The organism is Bradyrhizobium genosp. SA-3 (assembly GCF_004212635.1).
GTDB lineage: Bacteria > Pseudomonadota > Alphaproteobacteria > Rhizobiales > Xanthobacteraceae > Bradyrhizobium.
Genome location: NZ_PSRT01000038.1, coordinates 48374 through 63640 on the forward strand (window position 1 = coordinate 48374; position 15267 = coordinate 63640).

Here is a 15267-nt window from a genome sequence, read left to right on the forward strand (position 1 = left end):
CAACCCCGGCTGCAACAGGCTCTCGTCGTTAAAAAAGTTGGATCTCGGGCCGCGTGCTCAGCGCGAATTGCTTTGATCAGGACGAGGGCAGGCGGCGCACGCTCCCTCAAATCCCATGACGCGCATTCGCGGCCGCAATGTTGTCGCGCTCGTGAGCAGCAGTCTTGGTCGGAATACTGGAACATCGGCCAGCTCGGTTGTCACGCGTTCGAAACCGCGATCAGGCGCTTCAGTCGAGCGGCTGCGGCGCCGCGATCAAGTGATTCTTGTCCAAGTGCTACGGCCTCCTGCAGGGTCGAGGCCCGCCCGGCCACGACCAATGCCGCCGCCGCGTTCAAAAGCGCGGCGTCGCGAAATCGACCTGGTACGCCATCAAGCACATTTTGCAGCGCAACGGCATTAGCCTCGGCATCGCTGCTCTCCAGCGCGTCGTTGTGGCAGCGGGGGAGCCCGGCTTCTTCCGGCGTCACTTCGAAGGTGCGGATTATACCCGCCTCAAGCGCAGCAACAAAGGTTGGACCGGTGAGGGTTATTTCGTCGAGCCCGTCCGAGCCATGAACAACCCATACCGACTCGGCACCAAGGTTCTTCAAGACGTACGCCAGAGGCTGCACCCATTCGGGAGAGAATACCCCAACGATCTGCCGCTTGACCCCGGCCGGATTGCACAGAGCCTCGATCAGATTAAAGATCGTGTGGGTTCCAAGTGCGCTTCGGATCTGCCCGACGCGCTGCCTCGCCGGATAATGGGCTGACGTAAACATGAAGCCGATGTCGGCTTCCTGCACACAACGTGCAATGGCCTCAGGTTTGAGATCGACCTTCACGCCGAGGCGCGTCAACAAGTCCGCGGCGCTTGAACCCGAAGACGCAGCGCGATTGGCATGCTTGGCGACAGGAATGCCCGCCCCGGCGACAACGAAGGAAGCACACGTCGACACGTTGACCGAATACATAAGGGTGTCGCTCATGCCAGCGATACCGATAGGGTCGCATGCCGCCTCGATCCGCGGCATTCTATTCCGTATCGCGGAGGCGGCGCCGGTGACTTCTTCGACCGTCTCGCCCCGGACCCGCATCCCCATCAACAAGCCACCGATTTGCGAGGGAGTCGCGTAACCCGACATCAGGCTGTCGAAGGCTGACGCAGTTTCCTCACGCGTCAGAGTGGCGCCGGTGGCAACTTTGCCGATGATCGATTTAAGCGCTTCCATCGAACTTTACACATTCCTTGTCCAAACCTAGGGCTCTTCCGTTCAACCAGGCATCGTTGAGACCTGGCACCGGTTGCCTTGATGCAGCTGCCCGTCCCATCCGCAACGCGCCATGGTCTCATTGATGCTTGAGGCTGCAGTCGGTTGAGTGTGGGGCACCCTTGGCGAGGCTACAACCTGACGCTACGTGAGGGTCAAGCTCTCCATTTCGGTGGTGCCATCGAGAGGAGATCGCTGGCCAGTTAGAGCACGGCAGTTGCTTGACGCCAGGACCGATGGCACTGTCTCGCGCCCGCTTGCCGCGTCCGCAGCGGCCTCTTTACCGCGGTGTTCCGGCCGGATCACCGCATCCTTCAAAGCCTTTTAGCTTTCCGGCGCCGGCATCGTGGAGCGTTGAAGCGGCTTCCTCTACCTGCTTCGAGGCTATCGGTGCTGAGTAGATCGAGGCCGATTCAGCTGGCTCTACAAAATATCCCGACCTGATTGTAAATGAAGGTACGCAGGACAGCCCTCATAGAGCGATGGACTCGTCCCGTGGATCCGCCCGCATGAGGCGGTGACTCGCCGTTTTCGGTCCTGTCTTACAGTCGGAATACGCCGTACTGCGGCGCGTCGATCGGCGCATTGAGCGAAGCGCTCAATGCGATTGCGAGGGCAGTTCTGGTATCGACAGGATCAAGAATGCCGTCGTCCCAGATTTCCGAGGTCGCATAATAGGCACTTGACCGCTCGCGATATTCTTCAAGAATCGGCGCTCGAATGGCTGCCAATTCCTGGTCCGAGAGGCGCCCTCCGGCGCGAGCCAATTGTCTCGCCTTGACGTGGGTGAGAACTCCGGCGGCCTGCTCGGCGCCCATCGCAGATATCTGAGAATTCGGCCAGCTGAAAACGAATCGAGGATCAAACGCGCGTCCCGACATAGCGTAAGTTCCTGCGCCGTGCGAGCTATTACAAATGATCGTAAACTTCGGCACGGACGCTCCGGACACCGCCATGATCAGCTTGGCGCCGTCCTTGGTGATCCCACGCCGTTCATATTCGCGGCCAACCATAAAGCCCGTGACGTTCTGCAAGAACAGCAGGGGCGTCCGGTTCTTGTCGCACAGCTGAATGAAATGAGCCCCCTTTAGCGCGCTGTCGCCGAACAGCACGCCATTATTGGCAAGGATCCCGATGTGATATCCATGAAGCCGCGCAAAGCCGCACACGAGTGATGTCGCATAGCGCGGCTGGTATTCGTGAAATCGGCTGCCATCGACCAGACGAGCGATGATCTCTCGCATGTCGAACTGCGCTCGCGTGTCCTTTGGAATGATCCCGTAGAGTTCGGACGCACTATAGGCGGGCGGCTCGGGGGCTACTCGATCGATCGAGGTCTTCGCTGGTTGGTGGAAGCGAGCAACGACGTCGCGGGCAATCGCAATTGCGTGGATCTCGGAGCTTGCGAAGTAATCACTGGTGCCTGACACGCTGGTGTGCATGAGGGCACCGCCAAGTTCTTCGGCGGACACTTGTTCGCCGGTGGCAGCCTTCACAACCGGAGGGCCGCCGAGAAAAATCGCTCCAGTACCTTCGACGATAATGTTGTATTCACTAAGCGCCGGGACGTAGGCCCCTGCCGCGGTGCAGTGGCCCATGACGATGGCGACCTGCGGCACCCCCATCTTCGAGAGAACGGATTGATTGCGGAGAATTCGACCAGCATGGTAGCGATCAGCAAAGAATTCCGCCTGCAAAGGCAGGAATCCGCCGGCGCAGTCGCACAGGTGAACCACCGGCAGACGGTTTTCGATGGCTATATCCAGGGCCCGCACGATCTTCTTGACCGAGAGCGGATACCATGCGCCGCTCTTCACGCTGGCATCGTCGGCGTGAACAATAACCTCTCGTCCCGCCACAATGCCGATGCCGACGACCTGGGCGGCGCCGGGCACCTCGCCGTCGTATGCCTTGTTAGCCGCCAGCGTCGAAAGCTCCAGGAACGGAGTTTCCGGATCGAGCAAGGCCGCGAGTCGCTCACGAACAAACAGTTTATTCTGTCGACGCAGCCGCTCGAAGTCCCGCTCGGGCCGGTGGAAGCGGGCAACGCGTTGGCGCTCCTTCAATTCGGCGGCAAGTTGTCTGTTGTGCAGGTCGTTGCGACGAAATTCCTGCGAGTTCACGTTCGCCACGGAACCGATCCGCTGCATTTCAGCGCCCTTCTTTGGAGAGCGTGACCAGCACAACGTCGTGCTCGAAGCTCTCACCTTCCTTGACGTGAATTCGATCGACGATGCCATCCTGTGGTGAGCGTATGATCGTTTCCAGCTTCATGCTTTCAATCATCATCAGCGCCATTCCCGCCGAGACCGATTGACCAGGCGAAACTGTGATCGCAACAACAAAGCCAGGCATCGGCGCCCGGGCCACCAGCGCGTGAGTCTCGTTATTCCCGGAAGCGGACGCTCGCAACGGGTCATTGTAGCGCAAAATGCGCGTCCTGCCGCGGATGTGGAGGTGAATGAGCTCCCCCTCGATGGCGAACCTGACCGGTTCGCTCTCGCCCGCAATGGTCAAGATGCCGCTGCTGTCGCTGCGATGGGTGAACGCGACAGGGGTAATCACCTGGTCTCGCAGATGAAGCCGGTAGCCCTGCTGGCTGGATGAAAGCCACAATTCATGATCTACGCCGTCGACCTCGAATGAGTGATGCACGTCAATTTCTCCAACTGCCGAGTGCTGCGTGAAGCTCGGGCACGGCGTCGGCCGCTTCGCGGACCGGTCTCGTCAGGAGAGCCGCAGATGCCAGGAACGCAGACATCCCGGCAGAAAAGGTCCCCATTGCGAGATGTGGGTTTTCTTCCAGGTATCCCGTATGGAACTGACCGCCGAGAAATGCCTCGTCGCAAAGAATCCGGGCGAGCAAGCTCGCGTTGGTCTCGCACCCAAGTAGAACCAGTTCGCGAACCGCGCGATGGGCTTTCAGAGCGGCCTCTATGCGGCTCGGTGAATGCACGATGATCTTGGCGAGCATGGAATCGAACGCCGGCGTGATGTGCTGGCCTTGCATGATGCCGCTGTCGATCCGTACGCCATCCGGATACTCGAGAAGAAGTACTTTGCCGGTGGTCGGGACGTATCCGCGTTCGGGAGCTTCCGCGCAAAGCCTGAGTTCGATTGCGTGCCCATTTGAAACAATGTCGGACTGCGAAAGTGCAAGTTCGCGACCCGCTGCCGCATAGACTTGTTCGGCGATCAGATCGACGCCGGTGATCATCTCGGTCACCGGATGTTCGACCTGAAGGCGTGTATTCATTTCCAGAAAGTAGAACTCTCCGCCGCTGAAAATGAACTCGACCGTTCCTGCATTCTGATAGTTCGCTGCACGGGCGATGCCGACGGCGGTCTCGCAAATCCGGGTCCGCAATTCTGGTGATAGCGCTGGCGAGGGCGTTTCCTCGATGATCTTCTGGAACCGGCGCTGCACCGAACATTCGCGCTCGAAGAGATGGACCAGGTTACCGAAGGAGTCGCCGAGCACCTGCACTTCAATATGTCGCGGGCTTTCGATATATCGTTCAACATAAAGTCGGCCATCTCCAAAGTAGCGACGCGCTTCACTGCTCGCCTGCTCGATGGCTGCCTCCAACGTAGCAAGGTCTCGTACAATCCGCATTCCCTTGCCGCCACCGCCCCCTGATGGCTTCACGAGCAAAGGAACTCCAATAGCCCGCGCTCTCGAAACGAATGTCGCCGGATCATCTTCCTCGATGGCGCAGGGTGCGACTGGAAAGCCGTTGCCTTGAACGAAATTACGGGCGCGGATCTTGTCGCCCATTAGCTCGATAGTTTCTGGAGCGGGTCCGATGAACGCAATGCCGGCCTTTATCACTGCCCTGGCGAATTCCGCACTCTCAGAAAGCATTCCATAACCCGGATGTAGCGCGCCGGCGTTCGCCTTGTGGGCGGCAGCGATGATCTGCGCGATGTCCAGATAGCTTGCGATCGGCGTGCGGCCGCTGATCGGAATAGCCAAGTCGGCCATTGAGACGGCCGGGCTTCCCGCGTCGACCTCGTGGTAGGCAATTGCAGAACGAAGTCCAAGCTTGTGCAACGTTTTGATGATACGTACGGCTATCTCACCCCTATTGGCGATCAGAACTGTATCGAAGGGTAATTTGTGCATTCGCCTATCCGGACAAGCGCGATTGAACCAGAGCGTCCGTTAATTGTGGGCGGCCATGCTCGTCATCTGACCTCGCGTGACCATCCTGCAGGTCAGGCTGGGACCACGTCTGGGCATAAGGCAAGCGAAACAGGCCGCCACATCCTTCACCTCGAGTCGCTGCTTCTCTTGTCAGTGTCTCGCACGGAGATCACGTAGCGACATTGCTGACTGAGGCTCGCTTGCTTGGATCTGAGGCAGGCAGTGATAGCGGTGCGATCTGGTATGTGGTTGCTACAAAGGCGGAACACGTCCTGAGTGCAAGCCTCTTTCTCTTCTGCGGTCGGCGTTTGGTCGCGCGCGTTGACCGGCCCCGGGATTACAGCTGTCATTGCGAGGGCAAGAGCGATGGCGCAGTGGTAGATCTTGAGGCGCGAAGCCAACTGAGTGCGTTGATTTTGAGTCATGATATTCCTTCAACTCGGTGGGTCTGCGGTATTGTTGTTCCTGCGCGAAGCGCAACATGGCCTGTCAACCGGGAAACAGGCCGGAACTGTTTAAGTACGGTGCCCGCAGGCTCGTTCTCCCGCTTTTGCGGTCCTGCTGTACGGTGCTGGTCATCTGTCCGGCACGACAGAAACGAGACCCGCCGTAGTGGCGGACCCCCCGCGAAGAAGGGAAGCACTGGCGGCTAAGCTGGCCCAGCAAGTGATGATTTTGGAGCTTCCGGTGATTGTGCGGTCGGTGCATGCCTGCGACGCCGGGTCGAAGGGGCCGGGCAAAGCTATCGCGACGCAGAGAGAGCAGGCAAAAGCCAGGTGCACTCAAGCCATTGTTGATGATGCATGCGATCGTGCAGAGCGAACCATGATGGCGCGTGTCGAGGCTATGTTTGGTGTAATCGCGCCTGTGTTCCACCTTATGTGAAGACGGCGGGTGGGGTATCTGGGATGGAGCCTTCGTCTTGCGTCCGTTCCGGTGAGGCTACGGTGATGGGAGCGCCTGCCGTGCAGATCTTGAAACGCGCGATTTCGTTGAGCCGCGACAGGAGCAGCCTCCGATGAAGCGCGGACAAGAGTGCATCTGGAAGATCTTGTCGTCCTGATTGAGTCGTGCCAGGTGAGTTTAGATGTTTGAGACATTCGCAATTCTCATGATCTGTCAGGAAGCGTCTGGATTGTCAGACGTGGTTCCCACTTGTCCAGGATCGTACAATCTGACGCTAGGTGCGATTCAAGCCCCTTCGTGCGTCCGATCGTCTGGGAATGTCGGGGCTGTGCATTCTTCGTACGAACTTCGGCTGCAACGCGCACTTTGGTGTTTCTGAACAGCGGCTATGCATGGCGATTGTCCGCTTCGGCAACCGGACCACGAGCGTCGCTGCTACGTGATTATACGGAGCGCCGCTGTCGCATTTCTTTGATCTGCGAATTGCATGCTCGCGGCATGAATCCGAAAAGTACACTCTACCAGCCCGACCACTGGCGAGGCCGTGCGGAAGCAACGCGAAAGAAAGCGGAAGCGCTCGCTGACGGCAAACCCAGAGACAGGCTGCTTAAGATTGCCATGGAATATGAGAACCTGGCTCGGCGTGCCCAAGTGTGGCAGACGCGCAGAGATGAGGACGATACGTGGCCTGAGCAAGAGCTGTAAAGCGTCGCTGCGGTTCGATAAAAACGCTCCAGCCGGTTGATAGCTACCCCCCCAATGGCTAGGCAAATGTCGCTCAGCAGGCAATTCAGTGGCGCTTGCACGGGACAAGAGGCGGCACCATAGGGCGACGCATACCGACGGTCCTGTGCCGCGCTCCAGATCGCGACACGTACGTCGAGGGCTGAGCAGGCCGCCCAACGGCCACTTCAGGTCTACTCGTTTAGTCAGCTTCTCGAAAGCTAATCCTCTTACCATGAGGATGCTGGAGCCCTAGACCTGCATTTGCAGTCAATGCGTCGCGCTGAACGTAAAAGGCCGGATGCCATCCACGCGTGGCAGTGTTGAGCTGTGACAGGTCAGTGTTTGGCACTTCGTCGCGGCTGCAATCCAGGCCGGCAAGCTGGCGGCATATCAGCTTCGCCAATTCGAGAGCCTCATGCCTCGCTATTTCGTTTGCGTCGGTCGGAAGGGCGGATTTTATATCCAGGCAGCGGCGCTAGGTGTGGACTTGAACCAAGTCTGTGAAAGAGGTCTCTACGTGCGATTGATGGTGCGCATACGTTGCAGCCGCATGCGAGCGGCGTCCGAAGGTCCTCGCGCCCTTGCTATCGGCGAGATGATTTCAGAAGAACGCTCTGATGATCCAGTAGATACCGACCCAAAGCAGCGCATTTATGAGGAGTGCGGCCAGCGGCCACAGGTTCCACCGCCTTTGCGCCTGCCGGGAGCGACAATCGGCGCCGTAATGCTTGATCGTTGGGTGCCGTGGTGCGCGCCAATGCGTCATTTCATCAGATGCCGCGCTGGTCCACGGAAAAATGCCAGGCCTTTCATGCCTCGTATCACTCATAAATTCGCAGTCCTCTTTCAAAGCGCGATTATCAGAATCCTTGTTTGTTGCGCGGCGATCATCCGGCCGATGATATGCTCGCGCATCGTCGGTACAGGGAGGTCGCTTTCCGTCACCACAGCAATCTGCATGCCACGACGGAGAAGTGCCGGCATCGCTTTGATAGAAGAAAAAGCGCGTCTGTCGACGTTGGCGACACGGAGTCGCTGCCCGTGGTCGGATTCGCGACGTCGACGTCTGAAAGACAACACCCGCATTAGCAGGAAAAGGGTGAGCGCTTCGCGAGCGCCATCCCGGAAACAATGCGTTAGGTGTTGCATCGTAAGTGACGCGGGAAGATCGGCCGACGGTCGCAGTTGCAGTCAATGAGATCGAGAAATCATTGTCTCTGATCGTTAGCTTACAAGGAGGCAGCGAGATGGCTGGCGATCCGCTGGATGGTATCAGCTCGAAGACGGTTCATGCGAGGGATCCGCGCCTCTGGTGCGAGCCCGTTCGATTTGGCCCACATACAACTCAATCGTGGTCATATAGATGGCGCATTGGCACTGTTTCAGACCCGGCGAGAAGGTTGCGAATGATCAAGTACGATCTCACGAAGCAGCAATATCGCCGCGAAGCGTCACCTGGTGCCGCCACTGGTTTTGCGAGCCATCATGGAATGTAGATTTCAAAGGCCATTATAGGGAGCATGCCATGATGACGATCGATTCATTGAAGACGAGGTGACGGGCCAAGAGCCGCCGATTTGATGTGCTCAAGCAGAACGCCATGAGACATGAATGGGCACGGGCACGAACGCTTGCTTGAAGCGCGAAAGCTCGATGGCAGATATTACTGGTGCTGATGCGCGCGCTCTGTTCGGCGATGTACGGCCAGCACTGGCTGGCATCGATGAGCAAGATGCTTCGCATGACAGGGGCTCGAAGACGCAGTTGTCCGGTGAGCGAACCCGTCGGGCTACCAAGAGCGGGAAGGTGCAATCCGCGGGCTCAGTCGCCATCGCTCAGATCGTGCACGGCTCATAGTCAGGCAATCAGCGGCCATTGAGAGCGTTCGTCGGCCACAATGCGAGCGTTAGAAGACTAATACAGGAGAACGAGTGATGATGGACATCTGCAGCTTTCTCGAATGGTTCGCTGAAGAGTGGCATAGGAACACTCGGCCGAGGACCGAGCCGGTTGATGAGTTGCGAGACAACGTCATCTACGTTGAGTTCAAGGCCATCCGAGAGGCAAAGGAGGCGGCGTGCGAGCGCAGATCATAGAGAAGCTGGAGGCCGGTCGCGTGCAATACGGCCAGTTCGCTACCCTTCCGGGATCAGGCCCTTGCGGCCTGTTCTTTGTGCAGGGGCCTTGCGGGTGTGAACTCAAGATAACTGGATTAGTCCGTCCTGGCTGGGAGCATGTCGCTGTCTCGACGCCGCGGCGCTGTCCGAATTGGGACGAGATGTGCTTTGTCAAAGACCTGTTCTGGGATGAAGAGGAGTGCGTCATGCAACTGCATCCACCACATTCGCAGTATGTGAATAACAGCCGATATTGCCTGCACCTGTGGAGACCCACTCATCGGGACATCCCAATGCCGCCGCCGAGCTTTGTAGGCATCGTTGGGCTAGGGCCATCAGAAGCGGCAATGTTGTTTGCGCAGATGAGCGCGACAGCATGATGAGCTGAGTTAACGATATCCGAGCGGAAGATGAGGCCGAGCGGCTGCAGAAGCACCGGTTCGGCACCGCCGGAATGAGGCATCGCAAGCGGATATATGTCAGGACCGATCGCCTGTTGCAGTTTGCAGGGGTGGCTGAGCTGAATTCGCTGCTGTCAAAAAGGAGCCGCTGACAGTGCACTGATCCTGTTCAAGTGATGTCTCGTATGTCACCACGCCCCGCCTCGGCCACCTGACTGCATCCGGAATTGCTCAAACTAGGCCTGCCGGTCGCTGTGCAAGAGCCGTTAGCTCGTCGACCACTACCCCGCATCTGGAGCGGGGCTGGTGAACAGAGACGGTCGAGTCACCAAATAGCCAGCTGGGGCGGTAGCTTCTCCAAGCTTATCTGGTTGTCAGCTCGTCGTCAGCTTGCCGCGAATATCATTCGCAGGCAGGGTGTAAGCAGCCCGCGCTCGCTCTGACGAAACGTACGCTGAAGAGGCCGGCGAACCATGTATAATCGAGTTAGTGGCCAATCCACGCGCCCTAATCAAACTGACGAACCGAGTCAGGTAGACAGTAGCGAATTTGCGCAAACACTGACGGATCTCGCTCAACGGGAGAGCCCGCCATCTGGGGAATTGTCCGACAAAATGGGGCTCTGCTGCAGCAAGCCACATACCTCCGATGCAAACATTTACAGTCCAAGCGCCTCGGACCCCAGCACATCCTCTCTGTCCTCCCGCTCAAATCCATCCTCTCCAGCGAGGCCTATCCGTCCTCTGTTCGAATACAGGACTGCTGAATTGCCCGAGGCCAATGTCAACGGAATCTGCGTCGGATTGGCAGCGGAGTGGCTCCTCAATCTCCCAAGCAGCCCTTCATCCCGGATGAGGGCGCTGCGCCCGGGTACTCAAAATCACAGCTCGGCGGCAGTGCGGCAGCAGCGGTATGAAGACCTCAAGACTCTGTTGCGAAGCGATAGGGCGGAAGGTTCTCACAACCTTCAGGCAAAAAGCACGATGTTACGCGAAGCCGGCCTCGAGCCGTCCGCCGAACAGACGCGATATAGGTTTGGTACATCTTCGCGCATTGACCAGATCGTGAACGAGGTCACCGGCGATCCATCGATCTATTTGGTCGGCTTGCGTTTCGCCGGAGGTGGCGCCCACACAATCGCAACGTCGACATCGAATGGAATGACAACCCTCTTTGATCCTAACTATGGAGAATTTACTGTTCGGTCAGATCAGATGGGTGAGTTGTTCAAAAGTCTCGCCGATCGTTACAGCAACCTGAACGGATATGATATATCGACAGTCGTCACACAAAGGATGACGTGAGCATTTCGGGGATTCCGACGGAAACCTTGCCGATGCCCGCGCGCGGATCCTTTCGCGATCGATACTGGAACAGCCGCATCGCCTCCGACAGTGCAACACCACGGCCGGGAACACGGATTTTGCCGCCCTGAACGTGCGCCCGACGTCATACCGGACCTCGCCGCGGCCCGTCAGATGCTGGAGCGGTACGCTTTGACGGAAGCTAGAAAGTACTGCAGCGAGGGGTCGAATGTTCAGAGATAGACGCTGGCCGCACTCAGGTTGATGAGCTCGTGCCTCGCGCGTCAAAGCTGAATGGCCTGCGCTTGCACTCAAGTGGGACCGATGGCCCGTTAGAGCTTGCTGAAAGCAGGCTAAGCTCCTCGTGTGGATTTCGATGCCTCACGCCCCCCTTGCGCTCAGGGCTAAGAGCGGGCACCAGGCATCCCCACAGCCGGCACAAGCTGTATTTCGTCTGCTTCGGAATGATCGCCGGCCTCTTCTCTACTGACGTCGCCAGCCAAACAGGTGCTGCGGCAATGCATGCCGTCGCACCACCGAACGAACCGAGTCGACGCTCGCCACGAGCTCCGCAACAATCCGCGCCTTGTCCTCGTCGCTGCACTTTCGCTGACGTCCGGCTCTGGTGAAGTCCTCAAGCTTCGAACCGACTCAGTGATAACACTATGCCCTGTGTTCGTTCTAAGCCTCACGGTTCAAACAAACCGTCAGCGATGTCCCAAGCCTTATCCATATCTCTTTGGAATTGGTCCAGCTTTGCACCGAGCTGGACTAGAAGGTCATTTGACAATTTACTTCCCGAATAATGCGAGGTGAGCCCCGCTCCGAGGAGCGGGCGCAAGCTGGCTATTAAGCTTGATCTGGAAGACCGTGGCCCGGTGGCTTGGATATGATCCCAGTCTCACACCGGAAGCAGCGCGGGCGCGACTCGGCGCTGGTCGGGCTGGATGGATCAGACGCTGTCCCTGCCACGCCCGCACTACTGTTTGAAGTTAGCAGAAACGTGACTCGGCGCCCCAAAGCCCCACGCATACACAGGGCAAGCGCTGTCCCTACCACGCGCCGCTAACTTCAACGGCGTTGTACGCGGACTAGCTTTCCGAAAGCTGACGAAACCCGACGCGATTCAGAAAACGAAAAGCGGCCGGTGTGGGTCGATGCCCTCTGTCTGGAACCCACCATCTGGCCAGCGGATCGCCCAATGCGGTTGTCAGGCCTGAAGCCCCCGATCACTACCAGTGTCGATTACCGCCGCCGCTAGCTAGCGCATCCGCCGTGCTCGGATCGACCAAGTTGTCGTTGGCGCCGTGCCGGTAAAGACGGACTGCACATTCAGGTAGAACGTAAGTGTCATTTCTCCAGGCTCTTTGAAGGCTTGAGCTCGGTAGACCCAGGGCAGTAGCTGGTCGGTGTCGCCGTTTGGATGCCCGTTGACGATTCTTGTCAGGACGTCGGTGAGATAGGCGAGCGGATCGACGTTGATCTTGCAAGTCTCGACCAAGGTTGCGACGACGGCCCAATGTTCGGCGCCCCCGTCGGATCCGGCAGCATGCTCTCGCGCACCAGGATCGCAAGTCCTTCCATCCCCGTGCGGAAGTCTACCGGCTTGGTCGCCACCATCACCCGGACCGCACCCGACGGACCGATCACCGGCTCGCCTTCAGTGCCTGGACGATCGACGCAATCATTGTCGTATCCGCACCACGTCCGGCCCGGATCGTGATCGATCTCGATGATCCCGGCATCGCAACGGCGAGCCCGGGAATCCGCTGTGGCCTTGCAGCGCGCTACTTTGCGCTCCCGGCCAAGAGCGGGCGCCGGCATCACGGCATCCACTACCGCCGGCACAAACTGTACTTCTTCCGCTTCAGAATGATCGCCCGCTGCTTCTCTCAACTGACGTCGCCCGCCAAACAACTGCTGCGGCGACAATCCGTGCGGTCGGGCTACCGAACAGATCGAGTCGCCGCTCAAGCCGCCGCACCGGCTCCGTGATAGCAGTATGCACTGTGTCCATTCTAAGCCTAACGGTCCAAACCGAACTGAAGACTCGCAGATCGCCCATCATTTGGAAGATGGCTGCTGAACACCGCTTACGCCTAATCACCGATTACGCCAGCATCATCTGCAACCTAGAAAAGCCCCGGATTGTCATCTTTGCTTTGGGATCGGCTGGCTGCTCATCCGAGGATCTCCGTCGTCTTCGCGATTGTGGTCGGGATACTGGCAACGAACTCTCATAGGGCTTTACTGAGCCGCCTGTTAGGTTCGTGACCAATGTCGGAGAGCTGACGATACGCAGGCTGGGACAAAGCGCAGAATCAGCAATTTCAGTTGGCGCGCCGCTTGCTTTGTTCTCTGCGTCATCACCGATCGCTTCCAAGGAAGCGGGTCGTTGGCCCGATTAACCAGAGGCGGGAAGATTAGCTATGGTGGAAGCCGAGGTGCGGCGATGCATCAAGAAGCTGGCGAAAGAGCGTCGTCCGCTCGAAAACCTCCAACAGAGCGCGACCGGTTTTGCACGGATGGCGGGGGCCGATTTGAAAAGACGCAACCCAACGGTGTCCATAACCTAGTCAAGCCGCGCGCTCCTCTTGCTTTCCGGGCGAAATATCTGGGCATCTGTTTGGGTATTTCCAGGATGTGGTGGAAGTCATTTGTGCAGATATGAGTAAAAGCCCGACTATCCCGCCGATAAATGTAGCGACCACGCATCCTGCTGATGTGTATATGTCCCCCGTCAACTTGACAGCCAATGGCAGAGCACATCTGGGTCACGCTGCTGGGCCATTTCTCAGAATGGATATCGTACAGAAACATCTGAAGAGAGCGGGGCATCATGTCCGCTCTGGACTGACGACCGACGGCTTCGAGAACCATGTCCTGGTCCGAGCGGTCCGTGAGAACATTGATCCCTCGGACCTGGCACATGGCTTCCATGCTAGAATTGTTGAGGATCTCGCCTCCGTAGGTATCGTTTTCGATCATTTCGATGATCCGGCGTATGGCAGGAATCTGCAGCGCTTCTCGAATGTCAGCAACGCGCTCATGGATGCCTTGTTTGCAGCGGGCTCGCTCCATTTCCGCGCAGCACGCTTACCAGTGGACGACACGGGTTCTGCTGCCATGCAACCAGAAGATCGCTTCTGCATTGGAGGCTGGTTTGGTGCAACCTGTCCAGTGTGCGAGGCATCTGCGGGTAGCTTCTTCTGCGAACAGTGTGGATATCATTTCGAGCCCGAAGAAGCTCTGAATCCGGTATCGAGGCGAGGGCGGATCGTAGAATGGACGGACAACATTTCCGCTTTTCTTTCAATTTCGGGAAGCGACCGACTTCTCCAGGCGTGGGACGAGGCAGCCGTCGAATCTAGCTTTCTGGATATAGGGAAGCGGTATGTCGCACGCAAAGGACAGCAAATGCGATTGACGGTACCAGGCCTGCACGGGCTGGCTTGGGATTCGGGGCGTTTCGACAGCCAGCAGATATTGTTCAGCTACTCCTCGTTACTCTACGCTCATTCTCTCTATTGCGGGCATAAAGACACAGAGGACTCCGGCAAGCTCAATCCTTTTGCCCGTGATTCCGATACTTTCCTGATTGGCGCCACCGGCATCGATAACACAATTCCGATGCTTGTCGGAGTTACAGGATGCGCATTGGGCCAAAACTCGTTTCGTCCATTTGATCGAATTTTCTTTAATCATTTCCTTAGACTGAACGGATCGAAGTTCTCCACTAGTCGCAGTCACGTGATCTGGGCGGGTGAAATCACTCGAATTCCAAATATATCTATTGATGTTCTTAGAGTGTACCTGTCGGAAATCTGCCCGGAAGAAACCGAGACCGATTTGGTGTCAGAGCGGTTAGTCGAACGCTACAACGTAGTTTTCGATAGGATATCTGCAGCCATTGATCGCTGCACCGACTCCGTAAGCGCGATGCCGGCGCTCACCGGGTGTCACGTAGATGACGCGATGATGATCGCGCTGGATCGCCTCTACGAGGGGCAGTGCGCCGTCCTTTCGCTAGATCACCTGCGAGTGTCGCAAGCTTCGAGAGCGGTTATCGAATGGCTCGATTGTCTTGATGACAAGCCGGACCATCAGACCGCTTACACATGGCTGATGGGGTTCAGTATACTGGCCTGGCCGCTGATGCCCAAAATAACAGAAGCCTTGTGGCACTGGCTAGGTCATAGCGGCCATCCCGTTGCAGCATGCGCTTCGACGCCTTCATCCCAACGGATCGGAACAGTACCAAAAATCTATGGGCGCAGGTTAGCGGCTGCAGATATTGATCGATGCCTTCCGGGAAAATAGTAGCATGACACCTGCAGCGAACATCGTTCCCGCCGAGAAATTGCCCAATCAAGTCCCGTTGGAGATCTCAATCCCCTTTATGCTTGGCAGTAT

The 15267-nt window shown here is 57.7% G+C and carries 8 protein-coding genes and 2 pseudogenes; 4 read left to right on the plus strand and 6 right to left on the minus strand.

Annotated features, from left to right (window positions below; all coding sequences use genetic code 11):
* Positions 1-200 precede the first annotated feature (200 nt).
* The 4 genes from trpD to CWO91_RS15435 form a co-directional block, all read right to left on the minus strand.
* Positions 201-1214 (minus strand): anthranilate phosphoribosyltransferase, encoded by a 1014-nt coding sequence (trpD, locus tag CWO91_RS15415; RefSeq protein WP_130214195.1) that lies wholly within the window; start codon positions 1212-1214, stop codon positions 201-203.
* Positions 1215-1795: 581 nt separating this feature from the next.
* Complete coding sequence (locus tag CWO91_RS15420; protein WP_165405478.1) at positions 1796-3403, minus strand: acyl-CoA carboxylase subunit beta; 1608 nt, start codon at positions 3401-3403, stop codon at positions 1796-1798.
* 1 nt (position 3404) lies between these two features.
* Positions 3405-3908: an acetyl-CoA carboxylase biotin carboxyl carrier protein subunit gene (locus CWO91_RS42960; RefSeq protein ID WP_165405479.1), complete on the minus strand. Its 504-nt coding sequence runs from the start codon at positions 3906-3908 to the stop codon at positions 3405-3407.
* Between the two features lies 1 nt (position 3909).
* The gene (locus CWO91_RS15435) at positions 3910-5379 is read right to left on the minus strand and encodes an acetyl-CoA carboxylase biotin carboxylase subunit (protein WP_130214198.1); all 1470 of its coding nucleotides are present in this window, start codon (positions 5377-5379) and stop codon (positions 3910-3912) included.
* 3826 nt (positions 5380-9205) lie between these two features.
* Between CWO91_RS15435 and CWO91_RS45445 the strand changes: the two genes are divergently transcribed.
* Both CWO91_RS45445 and CWO91_RS44290 read left to right on the plus strand, forming a co-directional pair.
* Positions 9206-9529 (plus strand): DUF7694 domain-containing protein, encoded by a 324-nt coding sequence (locus CWO91_RS45445; RefSeq protein ID WP_433995560.1) that lies wholly within the window; start codon positions 9206-9208, stop codon positions 9527-9529.
* A gap of 635 nt (positions 9530-10164) precedes the next feature.
* Positions 10165-10854 carry a YopT-type cysteine protease domain-containing protein gene (locus tag CWO91_RS44290; protein ID WP_283810958.1) on the plus strand — a complete coding sequence of 230 codons (690 nt, stop codon included), beginning with the start codon at positions 10165-10167 and terminating at the stop codon, positions 10852-10854.
* A gap of 1378 nt (positions 10855-12232) precedes the next feature.
* On the opposite strand, the pseudogene CWO91_RS15465 reads toward CWO91_RS44290, so the two are convergent.
* Positions 12233-12400, minus strand: a pseudogene (locus tag CWO91_RS15465) (transposase domain-containing protein); the annotation flags it as partial.
* Positions 12391-12504, minus strand: a pseudogene (tnpB, locus tag CWO91_RS44300) (IS66 family insertion sequence element accessory protein TnpB); the annotation flags it as partial. The pseudogenes tnpB and CWO91_RS15465, both read right to left, overlap by 10 nt.
* Before the next feature lie 779 nt (positions 12505-13283).
* Between tnpB and CWO91_RS42965 the strand changes: the two are divergent.
* Together CWO91_RS42965 and CWO91_RS15475 are read left to right on the plus strand one after the other, a co-directional pair.
* On the plus strand, positions 13284-13430 hold the full coding sequence (locus CWO91_RS42965; RefSeq protein ID WP_165405480.1) for a hypothetical protein: 147 nt from the start codon (positions 13284-13286) through the stop codon (positions 13428-13430).
* 154 nt (positions 13431-13584) lie between these two features.
* Positions 13585-15174, plus strand: coding sequence for a class I tRNA ligase family protein (locus CWO91_RS15475; RefSeq protein ID WP_283810959.1), 1590 nt, complete (start codon positions 13585-13587; stop codon positions 15172-15174).
* Positions 15175-15267 lie beyond the last annotated feature (93 nt).